The organism is Lysinibacillus sp. IITD104, assembly GCF_036698265.2.
Taxonomy (GTDB): Bacteria; Bacillota; Bacilli; order Bacillales_A; family Planococcaceae; genus Lysinibacillus; species Lysinibacillus boronitolerans.
The window spans coordinates 3,033,157-3,056,223 of sequence record NZ_JBAHYH020000001.1 but is presented as its reverse complement, the minus strand read 5'-3'; the positions used below and the strand labels follow the sequence as shown (position 1 = coordinate 3,056,223).

The 23,067-nt window shown below is 40.0% G+C and carries 19 protein-coding genes and 1 pseudogene; 14 read left to right on the top strand and 6 right to left on the bottom strand.

Translation table 11 applies throughout. The features are described from left to right. Position 1: 1 nt before the first annotated feature. The gene (locus V1L66_RS15610) at positions 2–607 is read right to left on the bottom strand and encodes an HAAS signaling domain-containing protein (protein WP_333005934.1); all 606 of its coding nucleotides are present in this window, start codon (positions 605–607) and stop codon (positions 2–4) included. Then, the gene (locus tag V1L66_RS15605) at positions 600–920 is read right to left on the bottom strand and encodes a PadR family transcriptional regulator (RefSeq protein WP_004232706.1); all 321 of its coding nucleotides are present in this window, start codon (positions 918–920) and stop codon (positions 600–602) included. The genes V1L66_RS15610 and V1L66_RS15605 overlap by 8 nt, the downstream gene beginning before the upstream one ends. A 428-nt stretch (positions 921–1,348) precedes the next feature. Between V1L66_RS15605 and panB the strand changes: the two genes are divergently transcribed. The 5 genes from panB to dinG all read left to right on the top strand — a co-directional run bounded on the left by panB (position 1,349) and on the right by dinG (position 8,744). Next, positions 1,349–2,185 carry a 3-methyl-2-oxobutanoate hydroxymethyltransferase gene (gene panB / locus V1L66_RS15600; RefSeq protein WP_036077671.1) on the top strand — a complete coding sequence of 279 codons (837 nt, stop codon included), beginning with the start codon at positions 1,349–1,351 and terminating at the stop codon, positions 2,183–2,185. Beyond that, positions 2,185–3,039 carry a pantoate--beta-alanine ligase gene (gene panC / locus V1L66_RS15595; protein ID WP_258859242.1) on the top strand — a complete coding sequence of 285 codons (855 nt, stop codon included), beginning with the start codon at positions 2,185–2,187 and terminating at the stop codon, positions 3,037–3,039. Before panB ends, panC begins: the two co-directional genes overlap by 1 nt. Before the next feature lies 1 nt (position 3,040). Continuing rightward, positions 3,041–3,424 (top strand): aspartate 1-decarboxylase, encoded by a 384-nt coding sequence (panD, locus tag V1L66_RS15590; protein ID WP_036077669.1) that lies wholly within the window; start codon positions 3,041–3,043, stop codon positions 3,422–3,424. Positions 3,425–3,653: 229 nt separating this feature from the next. Further along, positions 3,654–5,792, top strand: a complete 2,139-nt coding sequence (locus V1L66_RS15585; protein ID WP_333005935.1) for a 5'-nucleotidase C-terminal domain-containing protein — start codon at positions 3,654–3,656, stop codon at positions 5,790–5,792. Positions 5,793–5,972: 180 nt separating this feature from the next. Then, a complete protein-coding gene (dinG, locus tag V1L66_RS15580) occupies positions 5,973–8,744 on the top strand; it encodes an ATP-dependent DNA helicase DinG (RefSeq protein WP_258859216.1) in 2,772 nt (923 codons plus the stop codon). Positions 8,745–8,926: 182 nt separating this feature from the next. Here dinG and V1L66_RS15575 read toward each other — a convergent pair whose 3' ends face one another. Next, the gene (locus tag V1L66_RS15575; RefSeq protein ID WP_238542775.1) at positions 8,927–9,061 is read right to left on the bottom strand and encodes a hypothetical protein; all 135 of its coding nucleotides are present in this window, start codon (positions 9,059–9,061) and stop codon (positions 8,927–8,929) included. Between the two features lie 436 nt (positions 9,062–9,497). Between V1L66_RS15575 and V1L66_RS15570 the strand changes: the two genes are divergently transcribed. The 5 genes and pseudogenes from V1L66_RS15570 to V1L66_RS15550 all read left to right on the top strand — a co-directional run bounded on the left by V1L66_RS15570 (position 9,498) and on the right by V1L66_RS15550 (position 12,749). Next, the gene (locus tag V1L66_RS15570) at positions 9,498–10,265 is read left to right on the top strand and encodes an isocitrate lyase/phosphoenolpyruvate mutase family protein (RefSeq protein ID WP_016992602.1); all 768 of its coding nucleotides are present in this window, start codon (positions 9,498–9,500) and stop codon (positions 10,263–10,265) included. 25 nt (positions 10,266–10,290) lie between these two features. Further along, positions 10,291–10,848 (top strand): annotated as a pseudogene (locus V1L66_RS15565) (bifunctional transcriptional activator/DNA repair enzyme AdaA). Between the two features lie 14 nt (positions 10,849–10,862). Then, the gene (locus tag V1L66_RS15560) at positions 10,863–11,777 is read left to right on the top strand and encodes a DNA-3-methyladenine glycosylase (protein ID WP_016992600.1); all 915 of its coding nucleotides are present in this window, start codon (positions 10,863–10,865) and stop codon (positions 11,775–11,777) included. Further along, positions 11,764–12,249, top strand: coding sequence for a methylated-DNA--[protein]-cysteine S-methyltransferase (locus tag V1L66_RS15555; RefSeq protein WP_016992599.1), 486 nt, complete (start codon positions 11,764–11,766; stop codon positions 12,247–12,249). Before V1L66_RS15560 ends, V1L66_RS15555 begins: the two co-directional genes overlap by 14 nt. Before the next feature lie 182 nt (positions 12,250–12,431). Next, positions 12,432–12,749, top strand: coding sequence for a DUF378 domain-containing protein (locus V1L66_RS15550; RefSeq protein WP_333005936.1), 318 nt, complete (start codon positions 12,432–12,434; stop codon positions 12,747–12,749). A gap of 103 nt (positions 12,750–12,852) precedes the next feature. Here V1L66_RS15550 and V1L66_RS15545 read toward each other — a convergent pair whose 3' ends face one another. From V1L66_RS15545 to V1L66_RS15535, 3 genes are all read right to left on the bottom strand, one after another. Continuing rightward, positions 12,853–14,373 (bottom strand): CoA-acylating methylmalonate-semialdehyde dehydrogenase, encoded by a 1,521-nt coding sequence (locus tag V1L66_RS15545; protein WP_333005938.1) that lies wholly within the window; start codon positions 14,371–14,373, stop codon positions 12,853–12,855. A gap of 13 nt (positions 14,374–14,386) precedes the next feature. After that, positions 14,387–15,748: an aspartate aminotransferase family protein gene (locus V1L66_RS15540; RefSeq protein ID WP_333005940.1), complete on the bottom strand. Its 1,362-nt coding sequence runs from the start codon at positions 15,746–15,748 to the stop codon at positions 14,387–14,389. 172 nt (positions 15,749–15,920) lie between these two features. Next, positions 15,921–17,090: a PucR family transcriptional regulator ligand-binding domain-containing protein gene (locus tag V1L66_RS15535; protein WP_312124551.1), complete on the bottom strand. Its 1,170-nt coding sequence runs from the start codon at positions 17,088–17,090 to the stop codon at positions 15,921–15,923. 140 nt (positions 17,091–17,230) lie between these two features. On the opposite strand from V1L66_RS15535, the gene V1L66_RS15530 reads away from it, so the two are divergent. From V1L66_RS15530 to preA, 4 genes are all read left to right on the top strand, one after another. Then, complete coding sequence (locus V1L66_RS15530; protein ID WP_312124552.1) at positions 17,231–18,475, top strand: Zn-dependent hydrolase; 1,245 nt, start codon at positions 17,231–17,233, stop codon at positions 18,473–18,475. A gap of 44 nt (positions 18,476–18,519) precedes the next feature. Then, positions 18,520–19,923, top strand: a complete 1,404-nt coding sequence (hydA, locus tag V1L66_RS15525) for a dihydropyrimidinase (RefSeq protein ID WP_333005941.1) — start codon at positions 18,520–18,522, stop codon at positions 19,921–19,923. A 100-nt stretch (positions 19,924–20,023) separates the two neighbouring features. Beyond that, positions 20,024–21,391: an NAD(P)-dependent oxidoreductase gene (locus tag V1L66_RS15520; RefSeq protein WP_333005942.1), complete on the top strand. Its 1,368-nt coding sequence runs from the start codon at positions 20,024–20,026 to the stop codon at positions 21,389–21,391. A 335-nt stretch (positions 21,392–21,726) separates the two neighbouring features. Beyond that, the gene (gene preA, locus V1L66_RS15515) at positions 21,727–22,989 is read left to right on the top strand and encodes an NAD-dependent dihydropyrimidine dehydrogenase subunit PreA (RefSeq protein WP_016995346.1); all 1,263 of its coding nucleotides are present in this window, start codon (positions 21,727–21,729) and stop codon (positions 22,987–22,989) included. Positions 22,990–23,067: the final 78 nt, after the last annotated feature.

The window sequence follows — 23,067 nt, the reverse complement described above, 5'->3', positions numbered from 1 at the left end:
TTTAGAAGTCCCCCTTTTTTCGCTTCTTTGTCATTTTGTGGAATAGTCTGCCTAATGTTTCAACAGAGACAACAACGGTTTTCTTGATAACACGAGCAACAATTGGGAACAGTAGGACACCCAAGCCCGTTACGATTAACCCGACACCCATAAAAAGCAGTGCAGTCGGCCAATGCTCTGTTAAAATTAAGAAACCTGAAATGATCGCCACAACGCCACCGACAAAAATGCTCATAACAGTTGCGACAATAGCAAAGATTAAGCTGATAATGACTGCGCCAAATGAAAAAATGAGTGCAATGGCTGTTGCAAGTAATGGCAATGAAAGGGGCGCAGACAGTATAGCTAGAATAATGAGCCAAATGGCAGACATATTCTTTTTTGTTGATTTTGCCGAGGAGGTTTCTAAATCCTTTAATGCGAAATCAGCTAATATTTGTGAGGCGACATGTGAAGGAGAGCCAAGTTGTGAAATGACCTGATGTTCATTTTCCTCTCCAGCTTCCTCAAAGTATTCTTCATAATAGGCAAGCGCAGCGTCTAACTCATGCGCAGGAAGCCGACGTAATTTTCCTCGTAGCTGTTTCAAATAGCTTGCTCTATCCATCTAAATTCCCTCCTAAAAGTACACAATCAACCTTTTCCTTATACATTTGCCATTCTTTTAATAGCTCTAATAATCGTATACGTCCTTGCTCTGTAATTTGATAATAGCGTCTATTTCTACCTTGATAAGGCTGATCGTACGTTGTTAAGTAATGCGCTTTTTGTAAGCGGCGTAATACAGGATACAGTGTAGACTCTGAAATCTCCATGACTGATTGTACCTGCTGTGTTAAAGAATAACCGTAGGCGTCCTCTTTCTCAACAATAGCCAGTACACAAGCATCAAGTAAAGCTGAACCAAGCTGAAATGTCATCTTTTCACCTCACATGTAATACCTATACTTCATTTTATATTATATGGCATATAGTATGGGGATAGTATATGACGTATAACATGGAATGTCAATTCTAAAAGAAAATTTTTTCCAATGTTGTTAGACGAAGATATTGTAAGAAAATAATATTTGAAGATTAGTAGGAAAATCTGTTATAGTATGTGCGAAGGGCAGTATCCATTGTGAACGGCACCTTCAAAAACGCAATAGACTATACTACCAAATATCTGCCTTGATCTTTTAGACAGGGACGGAAGAAAACGATACGTTCAAATATAGCTTTCATTTTGCAAGCTATTGCCTCTTTATGGGGTCTTTTTATCATTGAACGACACACTACCCTTCTGTCCATTTTCGACACAGAAGGGTTTTTCTGTTTTCTTCCTTTAAAAAAGGAGGACTACAAAATGAAAACGACAACAGATTTTTTAAAGATGAAAGCGGCAGGCGAGAAAATCGTGATGGTAACAGCCTATGATTATCCAGCTGCTAAATTCGCGGAAGAAGCTGGTGTTGAGATGATACTAGTCGGGGATTCACTTGGAATGGTCGTGCTTGGCTATGATTCTACAATGCCTGTGACTGTAGCGGATATGGTTCATCATGCAAAAGCAGTAAGACGAGGGGCAAAGGATACGTTTATGGTCGTTGATATGCCATTTGGTTCTTATCATGGCGATGTCAATGAGACACTAAAAACAGCCATTTCGATGATGCAGCAAACAGGAGCAGATGCTTTAAAGGTTGAGGGGGCAGGAGAGGTTATACCTGTCATTCGTAAATTAACGTCAGCTGGTATTCCAGTAGTAGCTCACTTAGGCTTGTTGCCTCAATCAGCGGGCGTGCTTGGTGGTTATAAGGTACAAGGAAAAACAGCTGAACAGGCTGCTACACTGCTTGAAGAAGCAAAACAATGCGAAGCGGCTGGTGCATGTGCAGTCGTGTTAGAATGTATTCCTCATCAGCTGACAGAGATCGTTTCAGCTAGTCTTGTTATTCCAACCATCGGCATAGGCGCTGGTGTTGAGGCTGATGGACAAGTGCTCGTGTATCATGACATGCTAAGCTACGGTTCGCACCATGTACCGAAATTTGTTCAACAATTTGCTGATATGGGCAAAGAGGTAAGCACGGGTATGATTCGTTACGTAGAAGCGGTGAAAGCGGGTACTTTCCCTGCTCCAAAGCATTTCTTCACAATGAAAGAGGAAGCGTTAGATCAGCTATATGGAGGCGTTAAATGATGAAGGTCGTTACGACGATACAGGCATTAGCCAAAGAAATTCAAGCAGCTAAGCAGTCTCAAAAAACGATTGGACTTGTTCCGACAATGGGCTATTTACATGAGGGTCATTTAACATTAGCACAAACAGCTCGTGCAGAAAATGATGTCGTTGTAATGAGTATTTTCGTCAATCCAACGCAATTTGGACCAAATGAAGATTTTGAAAGTTATCCTCGTGATTTGCCTAGAGATACTGCATTAGCTGAATCTGTCGGTGTGGATATTGTGTTCGCACCAAGTGTGGAAGAAATGTATCCCCAAGATGGAGGGATTCGCCTACATGCAGGTGAGCAGGCCACGATTCTTTGTGGTGCGAGTCGCCCTGGTCATTTTGATGGTGTTTTACAGGTTGTCTCTAAATTATTTCATTTAACAATGCCAAATCGAGCTTATTTCGGGCAAAAAGATGCGCAGCAGGTTGCGATTATTGCGACGATGGTACGTGACTTTAATTTCCCTTTAGAAATACGTGTTGTCCCAATTGTACGCGAAGAGGACGGTTTAGCAAAATCTTCACGTAATGTCTATTTAAGTGGGTCAGAGCGACAAGAGGCTCCAGCGATCAATGAAGCATTGCAGTTGGCACGCGATAGCTTTTTAGCGAATGGTGATGCTGATAGCGCACTTGCTAAAGCAAAAGCTCATATTCAGGCAAGAACACATGGCCGAATTGATTATATTGAATTATTAGCCTACCCCGATTTAACACCAGTGACAGCTACAACACAGCAAGTCTTGTTGGCAGCAGCTGTTTATATAGGTAAAACACGTTTAATTGATAATTGTATTTTTACTGTGAAAGAGGGATTATAAAATGTTTCGTATGATGATGAATAGTAAAATCCACCGTGCAACAGTGACACAGGCAGATTTAAACTATGTAGGCTCCATAACAATAGATGAAGATATTTTAGATGCAGTAGGTATGCTGGCAAACGAAAAAGTACATGTCGTTAATAATAATAATGGCGCTCGCTTTGAAACATATATTATAGCTGGTGAACGAGGGTCAGGTGTCATTTGTGTCAATGGCGCAGCAGCAAGACTTGTACAGCGTGGTGATATTGTCATCATTATTTCCTATGTGTATGTAGATAATCATGAGGCTAAAGACCATCAACCAACTGTAGCCATCATGGGAGAGGGCAACACGATTAAGGAAATGATCGCACACGAGCCAGAGGCAACGGTGATGTGAATTCAGCAATAGTCTAAATTAATACTAGAAAGGAGGATGGCAAAGCAATAGCCAATCCTCCTTTTTTGCGATTACGTTTATACCAAAAGTTACTGGCAAAAATTTGCTTTTATTACTATTAAACTAGTTTATAAAATTATAATTTTACAAATGTTCTAGTATTTTGCGTCATATTTATGTAGAATTTAGTTGTTAGTACATCATTTTACTAGTGGAGGTATCATTTGTCATGGAAAATAAACGTAACAAATTTTTAACAGTTACTGCGGCAGCATTAGCTGTAACAGCGGTAGCGGTAGTACCAGCATCAGCAGCAAGTCCTTTTTCGGATGTAAAGGAAAGTCATGCAGATTTTGAAAGCATTGCTACACTTTATGCAGCAGGGATTATTAGTGGTTACCCAGATGGTACATTCAAACCAGATTCAAATGTCACACGTGGACAAGCTGCAAAAATGATTGCAGGCGCATTAAAATTGGATACAAAAGAAGTAGTGGATCCAAAATTTACGGATATTAGTACATCAAATCCTTATTATGGCTCAATTGCAGCCCTTGTAGGATTAAATGTCATTACAGGTTATGGAGATAATACTTTCCGTCCAAACCAAACAATTACACATGGTGATTTAGCAAAAATCTTAGCATCAATTCCAACATTACCAGAGCTAGAAAGTGCAAAAAATCATGCGGCTAGTGAAAAAGTTACACGTGGACAACTGGCAACATTCATTGCAGAAGCTCTAACAAAATCAAACCCAGAAACACCAGAAAAACCAGAAACTCCTGAATCAGAAGATGCATTCTCATTATCGATTTTACATGTGAATGATACACATGCTCGTGCAGATAAATTACCAAAATTAGCGACAGCAGTGAAAGAACAACGTGAAACGAAGAAAAATGTTTTAACGTTACATGCTGGGGACGCATTTAGTGGTACACTATACTTCAACGAGTTCCACGGTAAAGCAGACCTAGCATTATTAAATGAAATTGGCTTTGATGCAATGGTATTTGGTAACCATGAATTTGATTTAGGTTCATCACCAGAAGGCCATCAAGCATTAGCTGATTTTGTTAAAGGGGCTAAATTCCCATTTGTAGATGCTAATACTGATTTCTCAGCAGATGCTAAATTCACAGGCTTATTTACAGATTTAGTTTCAAGTGAGCCTGAGAATGGTAAAATTTATTCTGGTATTGTGAAAGAAATTGATGGAGAAAAAGTAGGTATTTTCGGCTTAACGACTGAGGAAACGATGGATATTGCTTCTCCTGATAAAATAACATTTACAAATTATATTGATGAAGCGAAAAAAGCAGTGGCAGCCTTTGAAGGAATGGGTGTCAACAAAATTATCGCTTTAACACATATTGGCTATAATGATAATCCAAATGTAGATAATGATATTTTATTAGCTAAAAATGTACCAGGGATTGATGTCATCGTTGGTGGCCATGACCATACAAAACTAGAAAAACCATTTGTTGTGGATACAAATACAGTTGGTGAAGCAAAAGATGCTACATTAATCGTACAAGCTAATGAATATGTAAATTATTTAGGTACACTTGATGTAACATTTGATGGCAATGGTATTGTCACGAAGTATGAAGGAGAATTAATCGATCTTGGTAAAGTAGTAGAAGATGAAGCGTTAGTGAAAATCCTTGAGCCATTTACAGCAAAAGTAAATGAAGTTAGCAACAAGGAGATCGGTGTTAAAATTGCTGAGGAATTAGCGAATCCACGTGCAACTGAAGACAATCTAAACAGTGTTCGTAGCAATGAAACAGCTTTAGGAAATATTATTACAGACGGTATGCTAGCAAAGGCACAAAAATATACAGATAAAACAGTTGTAATGGCATTACAAAATGGCGGTGGTATTCGTGCTGCAATTCCAGCGGGCAATATTACTGTTGGTCAAGTGATTACAGTATTACCATTTGGTAACACTTTAGCATTAATGGATGTTACAGGTGCAGAGCTTAAAGCAGCATTTGAAGTATCCTTGAAAAATGCGCCAAAAGAAAACGGTGGCTTCTTACACATTGGTGGAGCAAAACTACAATATGACTCTTCAAAAGAAGTAGGCTCACGTGTTGTTTCTATCGAATATTTAGATAAAGCGACTGGTAAATATGTTGCTTTAGAAGATGGTAAAACGTATACAGTGGCGACAAATGCTTTCACAGCTAAAGGTGGAGACGGCTTCGATATGTTTGCTAAAGCATATGAAGAAGGTCGTGTTACAGATTTAGGCTTATCTGATTGGGAAAACCTTCAAGAGCAATTACTATCACTTAAAGAAGTGAAAACAACAACAGAGGGTCGTATTGTTGATGTTGCCAAAAAACAATAAGCTTAACATTGTTGGAGTAAACGCTTAATAACGATTCCACAACGCAACCTTAGGGGATTTCTCTAAGGTTGCGTTTTTTTGTATGAATGCGGTTAGTCAACAAAGGAGGAGAAAGGATGCCGCGGCGATCATTATATGATAAAATTCAACTTATCTAATGTGAACTGTGAGTTGAGATGTATGATGGAAAGTCAAAAATATGCAATTGTAGATTTGGAGACAACTGGTCATTCACCAGCCAATGGGGACCGGATGATTCAAATTGCCATTGTTATTATGAAGGATTGGGAAATTGAGCGTACCTATACGAAGTTTATTAATCCGGGGAAAGCTATTCCAACCTTCATTCAAGATTTAACGCATATAACGAATGAGGATGTAAAGGATGCCTTCCCATTTGAAGCGCATGCGGATTACATATATGAGCTACTTGCTGACTGTGTATTTGTCGCACATAATGCAGATTTTGACTTATCCTTTTTACAAGCAGAGTTTAAACGTGCTGGACTTCCAAAGTGGCAAGGTAAAAAAATGGATACAGTGGAGCTGGCTAAAATTTTATTCCCTATGTCCCTTGGTTTTAAGCTAGGCGATTTAGCGGCTGATTTAAATATTGAGCTAGCAAATGCACATCGAGCGGATGACGATGCACGCGCGACAGCAGAGCTATTCAAGCATTGCTGGAAGGAGCTACTAAGTTTACCACAGCTAACGCTTGAACAGATGCATAAGCGTTCATTTCGCTTGAAATCGAATATTTCTCAGCTTTTTTTTGAGGCGTTGCAAATTAAGCGCCAGCATACAACGGGCCGCGAAAATGTGCATTATTACCGTAATTTTGCGATTGGCAATGGCCGAAATAAGCATGAGCATGTGACAGAAACGATTGCCTACCCTCAATCCGTAGATGAGAAAATAGCTTTAATGTCAAAGGCACTGCCGAATTTTGAGGAACGTCCTGCACAATTTGACATGATGGACACGATTTGGCAGGCATTACATGAACAACAGGAGTGCGTGATTGAAGCTTCTACAGGTATTGGTAAAACGGCTGGCTATTTACTTCCAGCTATCTTATTTGCTCGTGCTGTCAATAAAAAGATAGCCATTAGTACGTATACTTCCTATTTACAAGAACAGCTTGTAGAGGAAGAACTACCAAAGATCGAAAAAATCCTTGGGACAAAAGTGAATTTGTGTGTGTTGAAGGGAATGCAGCATTATATTGATCTCGAACGTTTTGAGCAATGTATGGCACATGCTGATGAATCCTATGATGATACATTTACTATTTTACAAATACTTGTATGGTTGACCAAAACAGAGACAGGTGTGTTGAGCGAGCTCAATGTTTCTGGTGGTGGACAACTGTTTTTAGAGAAAATCCGAAAAATACCGAATGACAAGCCTTCAAAGGGCTTTGATTTCTATGAGCAAGCTTTAAAGAACAGTGTAGTTGCTGACTGTATTGTAACGAATCATGCCATGGTTTTAAGTGATTTAGTGCGTCAAACACCACTCTTTACTGAAATAGATGGCTGGATTATTGATGAGGCGCATCAATTTATTCAGGCTGCTATGCAGCAGGATGAAGTGGTCTTCTCGTATACACAGTGGAAGTATATTTTTGGACAAATTGGTACGATGGAGGACACGGCTCTATTTCAACAGTTTTGCCAGGCAGCGAAGAAAAAACAGCGAGTGGCCATGCAAAATTTACAGCATCTAGATGCACAATTTATACGTTTGCAGCGGACATTTGATGAAACAATCCAGAGAACTATTCAAAAATTGCAGCAACAAATGAAAGGGAAACAAGCAGGTAGTAAATGCACCTTGTTTTTAGAGGATGTTTCACTTGCGAAAGAATCGTTTGCACAAGTAAGCAAACTAACCCAGCAATGGCTGGATCTTGCTACGAGCATTACGCACTCGTTCGAAAATGCGATTGAGCAGCTAGATAAAAACGATCAATATGTATTATCTGAATGGCAATATTGGATTCGAGAAGTGAAGATAAAAATTGCTGAATGGGACGATATTTTTCTGTCACCACAGGAAGGCAATTCTGTTTGGTTAGAATTTGATGTACGGAGTGTCCCTGGCAGTCTCCATGTCTTTAAGAAGCCTGTCAATGTGACGCCGATAATTGAAAAAGTATTAGCACCATTACGTCAGCAAGCAAGTATTGTTTGGACATCAGGCACATTAACGGTACCAGGCAATGAGCGCTTTGTTACACGCCAGTTAGGCATTTCTGATAATGTTGAAGTCTTGAAACTACAAGCTCCACCAGCCTACTATGCTGGGGCTAAGGCATTTATCGTCACCGATATGCCAGATATTCAGCACGTCAGCCAAGAAGAATACATTGAGGCTGTTGCCCATGCAATTACGCGGACTGTTCGAATGACAGAAGGGCGTTGCTTTGTACTCTTTACAGCACAGGATATGCTACGAAAAACAGTCGAGCTTATCCAAGATAGTGAACTATTAGATGATTACATGCTATTTGCACAAGGTGTTACAGGCGGTAGCCGTATGCGTATTCTAAAATCATTCCAAAAATTTAGTCATGCCGTTCTATTTGGCACAAACAGTTTTTGGGAGGGAGTAGATGTTCCAGGAGATGCACTGGCCTCTGTCATTGTCGTGCGATTACCATTCTCTTCACCAGAAGAGCCTGTTTTTAAGGCGAGGGCAAAGCATCTAGCTACTCAAGGCCGTAATTCCTTTACTGAGCTTTCCTTACCAGAAGCGATCATGAGGTTTAAGCAGGGCTTTGGTCGATTAATACGTTCTTCACAGGATAAAGGAGCTTTTATTGTCCTAGACCGACGCATTACTAGTAAGTCATATGGGAAAGAGTTTATTAAGGCATTGCCACCTATCGATGTCAAGAAATTGCAGCTACCCGAATTGTTAAAGGAACTAAATCATTGGCAAAAATAACAGAAACCCCTTTTAGCATTGCTAGAAGGGGTTTCTTACATACGTTTGAAGAGTGGCAATGTTATATTACTTGCATAATTATTGTTGTTTGTTTTTATTTTGCTCATCAAAAAGATTGGCATTACGAACAATCTCTGTAATATATTTCATAGCGATTTCAGCATCATAAACTTTGTCTCTTTCTATGTAACGAGCAACTCATTGGTATAATCTTGCATGCATCTCATTGTTGCAAAAAATAGAAGATGCGATATTTCTAAAAAATAATTGTTGAAAGTAGCACTGTTGTAGCCTGCTTTATCAGCAAACTTTCGGATCGTGACTTGTTCCAGCCCTTCTTCCTGAAATATAGCTTTATCACATCTTAATATTAAGGAATGAATGTATCATCCTTCACAAAGCATATCACACCAAAGCTACTTGGTTTGTGACCAACAACTGGAAACGAATGCTATACAAGATGCAGTCTTAGATTTTCAGATAGCTGCACAACATCCTTTAATAAGTATATGGACAAATGACTAAAAACACTTCATCACCCCTTCTATCAACGATGTCTCCGGCTCGTACATTATTTTTCAATAGCTCTGCTACATCTGTAACACGATAGCACCTACCAGTTGGTCTTATTCATCATTGACGGCTTATCCATATCACAAAAATAGTACAGACCATAACAGCAAGATTGAGGACGAAATAAACGGATAGTTCCTGATAATATAAGGTCTAATAAACAGTATGGAGGCTTATATTATGTCAAAAATTCAGCAATTTCATGATTTACATTTTTCACAAGAGCTATTATTTATTGGGAATGCTTGGGATGTGTTATCCGCATTAACATTAGAAAAGGCAGGCTTTCAAGCTATTGGGACAACAAGCTGGGGCATAGCGAATTCGCTTGGCTATGCGGATGGTGAACAGATCGATTTTCAACGACATCTCACCATTATTCAATCCATTACAGAGCAAGTGAATATCCCCGTATCAGCAGATATTGAAGCGGGGTATGGCCATGATGAGCAGGAAATTATCGACAATGTTTTAAGAACGGCAGATGTGGGGGTAGCAGGGATTAACATTGAAGATTCCCTTAAACATCAAGCAGGCTTAAGAAGCATAATTGAACACTGTCATTTGTTAACAAATGTGAGGAAAGAATTAGATAATCATGGTTATAAAAATTTCTTTATAAATGCCCGAACAGATACGTATTTTCAATTGGAGCGACCATTTGAGGAAACAATGACAAGAGCAAAAGCTTATATCGAAAGTGGAGCAAGCGGTGTATTTATCCCAGGCTTAACAGATGTCAATGAAATAAAAGCGATGGCTTGTAATGTAAATGCGCCCATTAATCTTCTTTCTTTACCTGGTTTAACGAATGTCAAGCTATTAAAAGAATTAGGGGTAAAGCGTTTTAGTATTGGCAACGCACTTTCAGATAAAATAATTGCGCATTTAACACAACATGCTGCACAATTATTAAAAGACCAAGATACTTCTTCGTTATATGTATAGCCAATAAGAATGAGGTGAGATAATCGTGGACAATGCAATCCATTTATCTTTTGAGGAGAAGTGGGAAAAAATTATAGCTTGTGATCAAACCTATGATGGACTTTTTTATACAGCGGTTAAAACTACTAAGATTTATTGCCGTCCTTCCTGTAAATCCAGAAAACCGAAAAAAATGAATGTTGAATTTTAACAAGATATCCAAGAGGTGGAGGCGGCTGGCTATCGGGCATGTAAACGATGTCAGCCTGAAATCGAACATTCCCCACATACGCAATTAATTAAAAGTGTCACAACTTTTATCATTAACGAATATAAGCAAAGAGTGACTTTACAGGATATGGCGGAGCATGTTGGCCTCAGTCCCTTTCATCTAGAACGACTATTTAAACAAGAGACAGCTGAGACGCCCCGAACATATTTAGAAAAAATTCGAATTGATAAGGCTGCCCATCTATTAAAACATACAGACTATACAAATTTAGAAATTTGTTATGAAGCAGGCTTTCAAAGTCCATCCAACTTTTATAAAGTTTTTCGACGACTGAAAAATTGTTCACCTACAGAATATCGTAACCTATCGTAGCAGGGGGACATGATATGAAATGGACGAACAAAGGTGGTTATTTAGTTATCGAGTTACCACAAGCATTTAATTATAGAGAGTGTTTGCAGTTCTTAAAGCGTTCACCTCACGAAATTCTTCATCATATAAAGGATGATGTGCTCTACAAATTATTGAAGATGAATGACCAATTTATTTTATGTGAAATAACTGAGCAAGATCATAAAATAATAGTCACATTTCCAATGAAACAGCCATCTAGCCATGAACAGGCAATCATCGCACAATATGTCGCAGAGTGGTTTGATTTAACAACGGATTTGCAGGGGTATTACCAGATGGCTGAAAACGATCAAATCTTAAAGCCACTTGTGAAAAAATATAGCGGATTACGGTTAATCGGGATTCCTGATTTATTTGAAGCAATCGCTTGGGCGATAATTGGTCAACAAATAAATTTAACTTTTGCCTATACGTTAAAAAAGCGATTTGTCGAGCATTTTGGAGAATATGTTTACTTTGAAGGGCAAAGCTATTGGTTGTTTCCAACGCCAGAGAAAATAGCGGCTATTCAGGTAGATGATTTGAGAAACCTCCAATTTACACGGAGGAAATCAGAATACATTATTGATATTGCCAAAAGTATAGCAAGCGGTCAATTGACAAAAGATTTGCTATGTCAAAAAGAGGGCTACGAAGCCATGAAAAAAAGTTTAATGGACATTCGAGGAATTGGTGCATGGACAGCAGATTATGTGCTTATGAAATGTCTGCAACAACCGACAGCATTTCCGATAGCAGATGTTGGTCTGCATAATGCTTTAAAAATACAACTAGCATTCGAACGAAAACCAACGATGGAAGAAATGAAGAACTACGCGAAACATTGGCAAGGCTGGCAAGCGTATGCCACCTTTTGTTTATGGAGGTCACTGTATGAAACGATATAAATTAGATTATCCATCACCAATTGGAATTATAGAAGTTGAGGGAAATGATACAGCAATTGATGCCATTAACTTTGCAGAGCGAGAGCAGGTCGTCAACACTCCTCAGCATGACACACCTGAAGTTTTACTAGAGTGTGTTAAGCAATTGCATGAGTATTTTCTAGGTGTACGCCAGGAGTTCTCATTTCCTTATGTATTTCAAGGTACAGACTTTCAACAGGCTGTATGGCATGCATTACCGAGTGTAGGCTTTGGTGAAACGGCTTCATATAAGGATATCGCCATTGCCATTAACAATGAAAAAGCTGTAAGGGCTGTTGGCAGTGCGAATGGTAAAAATAATATCAGCATTGTTGTGCCGTGTCATCGAATTATCGGCTCTAATGGAACGCTGACAGGTTATGGAGGCGGGATGTGGCGCAAAGAATGGCTGCTTCAGCATGAGCAAACACATAAAAATCCATCCAAGTAATACCGTTCATCAGAGTACGTCATTACGCCATTTGTACACAGTATAAAAAAGTTGTTATTGCAAAAAATAAGACCGTCAAAACGGCGGTTGTAATGACTAGTCTTTGTCATTTTATCGCTTTTTATGACACCTCCCTGCTAAGAAATATAGCTTGGAGTATTGATGATAAAGGAGGTGTACACATGAGCGTGCTATATAGAATCGCCTTAGTATTAGTTATTATAGGTGCAATCAACTGGGGACTCATTGGATTCTTTAGATTTGATTTAGTTGCTTATTTATTTGGTGGACAAACGGCGGTCTTATCTCGTTGGATTTATGCACTCGTTGGTCTTGCTGGGCTAATTTCGATTCCAATTCTTGTAAAGCGATTTGAAGACGAGGAGGATGTGGATACATTCACTCGTATGGATAGAAATCCTAGCTATGGCATGGAGGCTGGGGAAGAAGCAGATTTCTCTGAAGTAAGAGAAAAAGAAGTGAAAAAAAAGAACAAGTAGTTAAACTGTAAAAATTGGTGATCCTGTTGGCTTGTCAGTTTTTTCAATAGCAAGCATAAATATTCGCGTAGCTTCTGACTACGCGAATATTTGTTTTTTATGATTAGTCTTGATTACTTGGAAATGCAAAGGATGAGGTAACGTCATTCCCTTGTTCTATCCACTTTTCTGAAATGGTTTTCGCTTTAGTGAAGAAACGTACTTGGTCAGGTCCAAACATATGCCCCTCCCCAAATCTCGAACGTTTCCAGCCACCAAAGTTATGATAGCCTACTGGAATAGGAATCGGTACATTAACGCCTACCATACCTACTTCAATTTCAGTAGTAAACTTTCGAGCGGCTGCACCATTGTTCGTAAAGATGGTTACACCATTTCCTAATTCATGGGCATTAATAAGGGCGATAGCTTCCTCTAAGGTTGCCACGCGGACGATATTACGTGCAGGCCCAAAAACCTCTTGCTCATAAATTTCCATTCCAGGCTTTACATGATCGAGTAATGTAGGTCCAAGATAGAAGCCGTTCGATTGTTTGGCAATTTCCGGATTTCGTCCATCGCAGACCAGTGTAGCGCCTTCTTCTAGGCTACGATCAATATAGCCAATGATGGCGTCCTTTGATTGTTGCGTGATGACTGGTCCAAAATCAACTTCGGCATCTGTATAGGGACCCACTTTTAATTTGGCAATTTTATCGGCAAGAATACCCACTAATTTATTCGCTGTATCCTCACCAACAGGAATAATGGTTGACAGTGCCATACAACGCTGGGAGGCAGCTCCATAGGCAGCCCCTAAAAAAGCATTTGCTACATGCTCTAAGTCAGCATCTGGCATAACCACCATATTATTTTTACCTCCGCCTAGTGCTGTGACACGCTTCCCATGTTTAGAGGCTGTAGCATAAATGGCTTCTGCAACTGGCGTAGAGCCTACAAAGGAAATCGCTTCAATGGCTGGATGACATAATAGCTCATTAACAGCATCTTTATCCCCATTAATAACTGTCCAAACCCCATCAGGTAAGCCCGCCTCTTTCCACAGTTCTGATAAAAATAAAGCAGAGCAAGGAACCCGCTCTGACGGCTTCAGAATCACACAGTTTCCTACAGCCACCGCCATGCTTGTAATTGCTAGTGGTACCATGACAGGGAAATTAAATGGTGAGATAGCTGCTACTATGCCTAATGGTTCTTTCAGAGAATAAGCATTGATATGACCACCAACATTCACAGAATACTCTCCTTTAAGTAAATGTGGGGCATTGATAGCTAGATCAACAGATTCTAAACCGCGTGTAATTTCGCCCTTGGCATCCTCAATCGTTTTGCCACTCTCCGTGCAGATCATATCAATTAGCTCATCGATATTTTCTGTTATGAGCTGGCGGAATTTAAGGACAATTTCAGCTCGTTTACCAACGGATAAGGCGCGCCAAGCAGGAAAAGCCGCTTGGGCAGCAGTGATTGCTTCCTGTACCTCTTGTTTTGTTGCCAAAGGAACACGAGCAATGACAGCACCAGTGCTTGGATTGTAAACATCTGAAAACTGACCGCTTTTCCCTAGAGCTGTTTGCCCATTGATAAAATGACCTAACTCCTGTATGTCTGTATTCGTTACCATCTGACTATTCCTCCTACAGTTTAATAGAATGTAAGGCTTGCACAAATTTTTCAACAATGAAATTCTTCTCATCTGAGGAAATAATCAGAGGAGGAGATAAGGTTAACACATTATTGAAGCCTGCAACGGTTACACCGTTTTTCCCAATGATTAACCCTTGTTCCTTACATTGTGTGATCACTTTGTTCACAAGAGTAATGTCGAGTGGTGTTTTGCTGACTTTATCTTGCACTAGCTCTACGCCAATTAATAAGCCTTTCCCGCGAATATCACCAACATTCGGGTGCTCCTTTAATTGCTCCTGTAATGTAGTGAGTAATGTAGCACCTAGTGTAGCCGAGTGGGCAAATAAATTTTCCTTCTCCATTATTTCAATATTTTTTAATGCGACGGCACATGCAGCTGGTGATCCACCAAATGTGTTGACATGACGGAAAAAGTCATAGTCCTCAGTTCCAGCAAACGCCTCATAAATTTCACGACGAACCGCTGTGGCAGATAGTGGCATATAAGCGCTTGTTAAGCCTTTCGCCATTGTCACAATATCTGGCTGGATGCCGTAGTTTTGGAATCCAAAAGCTTTGCCTGTACGACCAAAACCGCAAATTACTTCATCGACAATGAGTAGTGCGCCATGCTTCTCACAAACAGCTTTAACTCCTTGTAAGTAGCTGTCGTGGGGCATAATTACACCACCGCCAGTAATAATAGGCTCCATTATGACTGCTGCTATGGAATCTGACATTTCCCAAGTCATGACATGATCGATTGCTTGGACGGATGGTAATGCACAAGGGTCCTTACTTTGAATATGGTCTTCATTGGCACGATAAGTGTCAGGTGGTGTGACATGTAAAAAACCTGGTGCCAGTGGCTCATATTTATATTTTCGTTGAGCTTGTCCAGTTGCTGCTAGTGCACCCATGGAGCTACCATGATAGGCACGGTAACGAGAAATAATTTTTGTTCGATTGACGTGACCTTTTTGTTGATGATATTGTCTAGCAATTTTGAAGGCCGCCTCATTTGCCTCGGAGCCACTATTGGAGAAGAAGACAACATAATCATCCCCTAAAAGTTCACTAATTTTTTCGCTTAATTGAATAGCAGGGATATGCCCAACAGATAAGGGTGTATACGTATTTTCTAGCAATTGCTCATAGGCAGCTTTGGCAATATCCTCTCGTCCATAGCCAACGTTTACACACCATAAACCTGCCATTGCATCTAAATAGCGTTTGCCTTCAATGTCGGTAATCCATGCCCCTTTAGAGGATTGGACAATCATTGTTGCTTTTGGATTGTATGGCTTCATAGAGTGCCATACAAATTGTTCATCTTTTACTTGCCAATTGGGACTTGTTACATTTGTCACGAAGCTTCACTCCTTCTGAACAGGTAGTTGATTAGCATGCATATGTTTTCGTCAGATGTGGACAACAAAAATGCACAGTCGACCCCATTTGTACTTTATATGTATGCTTCAAGAATTTTAGAAGGAGTATTTAATGAGAAAGAAAATTCAGTTAATTTAAAGGCGTAACAGGCTACTGATGCATTAAGACATCTTCAATTAAAAAGGCAATATACAAATTAGTCTTCGTAAAGGGATTGCTTAAGTCCATATCTAATAGCATTTCAATTTTCTTGATTTTATAGAGGACGGTGTTTCGATGTATAAATTGACGTTCACTAATCCTGCTTGTACTGCCATTTTCCTCAACAAAAATACGTAAAAAAGGTACATAATCTGTCCCATGTAGTTCATCATAGCGATAAAGCTGTCCTAAAATATCCTGACTAAACGATTTCATTAGGGGCTGATTTTTCACAGCCATCAATATTTTATAGGCACCGATTTCTTTGTATTTATACAAATAACGATTGTTATGAAGCTGTGCTAAATGGATGACGGTTAAGGACTCATCATAGCTTTGGCGAACATTTTCTAGCTCTTTATGAAAGTTACCTTTGCCGATAATAATATCCAAGTAACCATTTTTTAGCGTGATTTTTTCATAGATTTCTTCCACAACTTTTGAGAAGGGTATATTAGGTGTATTGATTTGTGCTTTATCAATTAAAAAGATGAGGTGATTTTTATGCTTTAATTTTAAGAAGCGTTGATAGCGATTTTGAAAAGCGAATTGGATCATCACCTCATAACGATCAATAGCTGCCTGAGAGCCAATAGTTGTACAAGTTATGATCGCTAGTTCTCTTCCTTGAGGAAATCCTAGCTGTGCTAGTTGATCTTTCATTGTGTTAGCGTTTTGTTTGAAATGAAATAGTAGATTGAAAAGAACCTTTTCTTCGATAGAAAGCTCTTGATGGTGATTGGCAATAAATTGAAAGGTAGTTTTTAATAGATCCGCAATGCGATAATTCCATGGCATTTGAAAAATAGGGAAATCATGTTGATTGGCAAAAGAGATGACGGCTTCTGGAATATTAGGAATGAATGGTCCTGTATTAATGATAAAGCCAGCTACTTTTTTCGTGTAAGCCTGTTTGACAAGCTGTTCCAAGGAATCTTGCTGTGCATCTAAATGAATGCCTGTTGTGACGACCAATTCATTGGGTCTACAAAACATGATTAAATCACTGCTTTCCACAACATTAATACCAGTAACTCTGCGATACGTACCACTATGTCCAGCGACTAATGTGAGCATTGGGAATTGAACTCCCTCTACAATTTTACGAATCGTCCCCATACTTCCCCCCCTTAATTATGAACATAACTTACCATATATGATGTGCAGTTGCACATATTTTTTTAGTTTACTATCCATATCTCACAAATTTTATCTATTTTAGAATGTTTATTAACTACTGTGAAAGAGAGGACTTGCATATGTATAAATGTAATAGTAGACGATTGCAAGAGTTAATTGAACAATTTAGTCAATTTGGAGCCACTGAAAATGGTGGCGTCACACGTTTGTCTCTTTCGAATGAGGATGTATTAGCAAGAAACTATTTTTGTGAGTGTTGCAAAGCGTTAGGGATGGCTATCCAGGTGGACGATATGGGCAACATCTATGCCACTCTCCCTGGCAAAAAAAATGTGCCACCCATTGTCATGGGTTCCCATCTAGATTCAGTTGAAAAAGGTGGAAGATTTGATGGCGTGTTAGGTGTACTAACAGCGATCGAGGCCATTCGAACAATAAAGGAAAATGACATCGAGGTGGACATTCCACTTACGATTGTCAATTTCACGAATGAAGAAGGGGCACGTTTTGATCCAGCCATGATGAGTTCAGGCGTTATCACCTCGAAATTCGACAAAGAAAAAATGCTACAATCCACAGATAAACATGGCATACGTTTTCAAGAAGCTTTACAAGCAAGTGGCTATGAGGGAGAGCAAGCCAATCGTCTGAAGGAAGCACTTGCTTATATCGAATTGCATATTGAACAAGGGCCAGTATTAGAAGCAAAACAGCAGGAAATTGGTGTGGTTGAGGGTGTACTAGGCATGGTCTGCTATGAAATTACAATTAGTGGGCAATCAAACCATGCAGGTACAACACCAATGTCAATGCGTAAAGACCCGATGATTGTGGCATCGACCATCATTACAGAGCTATATGAGCAATTAGGAAAAATTGACGAACAACTTGTTTTTACTTTTGGTCGTATGAATGTTTCCCCGAATATTCATACTGTCATCCCAAATAAGGTAACATTTACAATTGATTCACGTCACCAGAAACCAGAGGTCATGCAACAGGTTGAGGATATTCTCAACGCGCTTCCAGAGACAGCAGGCGGATGCCATATTCAGCCTGTCAAGTTATGGGGCAGGGATACCGTGTATTTTGATAGTGCGATTTGCAATGAAGTAGAAAGAGCTTGTCAAAGCTTTGGCTATTCATCTCATCGTATGTTTAGTGGCGCTGGACATGATGCACAGTATATGGCAAGTATGGTTCCTTCCGCGATGATTTTTGTTCCAAGTATTGAAGGGAAGAGTCATTGTGAAGAAGAGGAAACAGCCTTTGAAGATTGTGTAAAGGGCGCAGATATTTTATTGGAAACGGTGTTAACGCTACAAACGAAGTTTAGTATGGGCGAAACATATACACTGCATTAACTATCAAGCATTCTCTAATTTTGTGATGAAGGGTGAGAGGCATAGTGAAAAAAATCATTAAAGGTGGAAGAGTAGCAACAGCTGCTGATGTATTTGAGGCAGATATTTTAATTGATAACGGTAAAATTGTTCAAATTGGACAAAATTTAACGGATGCTGGCGCTGAAATTATTGATGCTACAGGCAAGTACGTATTGCCTGGTGGCATTGATCCCCATACGCATTTAGACATGCCATTCAATAACACGGTGACAGATGATGATTGGAAATCAGGCACCATTGCAGCGGCTTTTGGTGGGACAACTACTATTTTAGATTTCTGCTTAACAGCAGGGGAAGAAAAATTATCGACAGCCGTAGAGAAATGGCATGACAAGGCAAAAGGAAAGTCAGCTATTGACTATGGCTTCCACTTGATGATTGGTGATTTAACACCTGAAACCGAAGCCGAATTACCGCAGCTATTGGAGCAAGAGGGCATTACCTCTGTAAAAGTTTTTATGGCGTATGCAAAAGAATTCCAAGCGACAGATCGTACACTATTTAAAGCCTTTAAAATCGCCAAGGATCTCGGTGCGCTTGTGATGGTCCATTGTGAAAATGGCTCTGTTATTGATGAGCTAGTAGAGGAAGCAAGACGTGCAGGACATAAGGAACCCATCTATCATGCACTGACTCGTCCAGCTGAATTGGAGGGCGAAGCAACAAAGCGTGCTATCGAATTAGCTCATATAGCTGGTGCGAAGCTCTATGTGGTGCATGTGACATGTAAAGAAGCGGTAGATGAAATTATCGCTGCCCGTGAGAAGGGCTATGATGTTTATGGTGAAACTTGTCCACCGTATTTAACGCTCGATCAATCAGCACTAGCACAACCTGGCTTTGAGGGAGCCAAATATGTTTGGTCACCTCCACTTCGACCTAAATATCATCAGGAACATTTATGGAATGCCTTAAAGGCGAAACAGCTTCAGACAATCGGCTCAGACCAATGCTCCTTTAGCTTTAAGGGTAAAAAGCAGCTAGGCTTAAATGATTTCTCGAAAATTCCAAATGGCGGACCATTCATTGAAGACCGCTTCAGTATTTTATACTCAGAGGGCGTGGCAAAAGGTAGAATTTCCATCAATGAATTTGTTGATATGATCTCTACTAGTGCCGCAAAAATATTTGGCTTATTCCCGCAAAAAGGAACGATTGCAATTGGTTCAGATGCGGATATCGTCATTTTTGACCCAGATGCACAGCGCCAAATTTCGGCTAAAACACATCATATGAATGTGGACTATAACCCATATGAAGGCTGGGAGGTAACAGGTGAGCCTGTTAGTGTACTCGTACGTGGGGAATATGTCATTAAAAATAAAGAATTTGTAGGGGTACTTGGCAGCGGGCGATACATTAAACGTCCATTAAAAACGGTAGCTGCGGAAGCACTAAACATTTAGCTTCCTGTAGGATAGGACCGATTGTTTTGACTGGAGAGCAAAGCAATCGGTTTCGTAATTAGGGTATTGGAAAAAATGAACACATGAGGGGGATGTGGAAATGGCTCCGATTCAAGAAAATGCAATGACCGTGCAGCTTAGACGTAATTTTGTAGAATTAAAAGGTAAGATGACAAAGAATGAGGCTATTGAGGAAGCTAATCGTTGTTTGTATTGCTACGACGCACCATGTATTAAAGCGTGTCCAACAAGTATTCAAATACCAAATTTCATAAAAAAAATTGCATCTGGTAATATGAAGGGTTCTGCGACGACTATATTAGAAGCAAACCCAATTGGTGCAAGCTGTGCAAGAGTTTGTCCAACGGAAGAACTGTGTGAAGGGGCGTGTGTCTTAAATTCTTCAACAAAGCCAATTAAAATTGGTGAGTTACAACGTTATGCAACGGATTGGGCAATGGAAACCAATGCTCAGCTATTTAAGGCAGGTCCACATAATGGACAGAAAGTAGCCATTGTAGGGGCAGGTCCTGCTGGTTTGTCGGCAGCACGTGAACTCAGTCGCTTAGGCTATCAAGTAACTATCTATGAGGCTGAAGCAAAGGCTGGTGGCTTAGGAAGCTATGGAATTGTAGCGTTTCGATTACCAAATGATGTCGTAGATTGGGAAGTCGAGCAGATTGAACAGCTCGGGGTGGACATTCTAACGAATACAGCTGTAGGTGTGGATATTTCTGCTGATGAAATTTTGGCGCACTATGATAGTGTGATTTTAGCTGTTGGCATGGGTGCTGTCCCGAATCTGGGCATTGATGGTGAAGATTTAGAAGGGGTACATGATGCTATTGAGTTTATTCGAAAAACAAAAATGGGACCGCTTACAAATGATATTGTAGGGAAACGGGTAGCTGTAATCGGTGCTGGAAACACGGCGATTGACAGTGCTACAAGTGCGGTACGTTTAGGCGCAGACAATGTACAAATTCTTTATAGAAGAACACAAAAAGAAATGACGGCATACAAATTTGAGTATGAATTTGCCAAGCAGGATGGCGTGGAATTTAAATGGCTAACGGCACCAAAGAAAATTATCGGCGATGAAACAGGTAAGGTGACAGGGATTGAATGTGTGAAAATGAAGCTCGGTGAGGCGGGTCCTGATGGTCGACAACGTCCAGAAGAAGTAAAGGGCTCTAATTTTATCATTGAAGTGGATGCTGTTATTAAAGCCATCGGGCAAACTCGTTTTGTATCGTTAATTGAGGCCTTTGGTTTAGCTCATACAAATGGTGTTGTCGATATTGATGAGACAACAATGCAAACGTCCAATGACAAGGTATTTGCATGTGGAGATGTTGTCTTTGGCAATGGACAGGGTGAAGCGATGGTAGTGACCGCTGTACAGCAAGGAAAAGATGCAGCATATAAGATTCATGAACGCTTAAGAAAACCAAGTGAGATTGCATAAAGTGAACCTTCAATCAGTGGAGGCTCTTTCTCCACTGATTGTTAGATTCACCAATCGGGTTTTTACAGGCTGTTAATCCCCCATCAGAAAGAATACATGATTCGATGTTTTGAAATGATGGTCATACAGCCTGTTAATACGGGATAAAGTGAACCTTCAATCAGTGGAGGCTCCACTGATTGTTAGATTCACCAATCGGGTTTTTACAGGCTGTTAATCCCCCATCTGAAAGAATACATGATTCGATGTTTTGAAATGGTGGTCATACAGCCTGTATCTGGCACTATGCTTTCAGTTGACAAAAGATTGTTAGTACGGATAGAGGGGGAACTTATATGGCAGACTTACGCATTAATTTAGCGGGTATCAAATCGCCGAATCCATTTTGGCTAGCATCTGCTCCACCAACGAATTCAGGCTATCAAGTACAGCGTGCATTTGAAGCGGGCTGGGGTGGCGCAGTCTGGAAAACGTTAGGAGAACCGATTTTAAATGTGTCTTCCCGTTTTGCAGCCGTTAGCTATAATGGTCAACGTGTGGCAGGCTTTAATAATATTGAATTAATTACGGATCGGCCATTAGAAGTGAATTTACAAGAAATTTATGAGACGAAAAAGAAATTTCCTAATCACGCAATTATTGCCTCGTTAATGGTGGAACCAAAGCAAGAAAAATGGCATGAAATTGTCAAACGAGTAGAAGATGTGGGGGTTGATGGTCTTGAGCTTAACTTTGGTTGTCCACATGGGATGGCAGAACGAGGCATGGGTTCTGCCTCTGGTCAAGTCCCTGAATTGGTGGAAAAACAAACGTACTGGGTAAAGGAAGCGGCACGTACACCCGTCATTGTTAAACTAACGCCAAACATTACGGATATTACCGTGACGGCCGAAGCGGCAACACGAGGTGGCGCAGATGCTGTTAGTATGATCAATACGATTAACAGTTTAGCAGGTGTTGATTTAGACTCTTGGAATACCATACCACATGTGGCTGGCAAAGGAGCTCATGGGGGCTATTGTGGCCCAGCGGTTAAACCAATTGCACTGAACATGGTTGCAGAATGTGCCCGTAATCCATTAGTCAATGTACCGATTTCCGGCATTGGGGGGATCTCCAATTGGCAAGATGCAGCGGAATTTATCCTAATGGGTGCGACAGGCGTACAGGTATGTACAGCAGCAATGCATCATGGCTTTAGTATTGTGGAGGATATGATTGATGGGCTGAATAACTACTTAGATGAGAAAGGTCTAGCTTCAGTCATGGATTTAGTTGGTCGCTCTGTGCAAAGGTATTCAAACTGGGGTGATTTAGATTTAAATTATAAAATTGTTGCAGAAATTAATAATGATGTTTGTATTAATTGCAATAAATGCCATATTGCTTGTGAGGATACATCCCATCAATGTATTGACCTTTATACGGAGGATGGTCGTCCAATGCTAAAGGTTCGTGAGGAAGACTGTGTAGGCTGTAATTTATGCTCAATTGTTTGTCCTGTCGATGGCGCCATTTCAATGGTTGAACGTCCATCCACAATTCCGTCAATGACATGGAATGAACGCCAATCACTTCTGAGCAGTCTATCAAAATAAAGCACCTATGTTCAATTTTGAATAAAGATTAAAATCGAAATTCCACCTTCCTTCAGCATTTTTGGGTGAAGGAAGGCA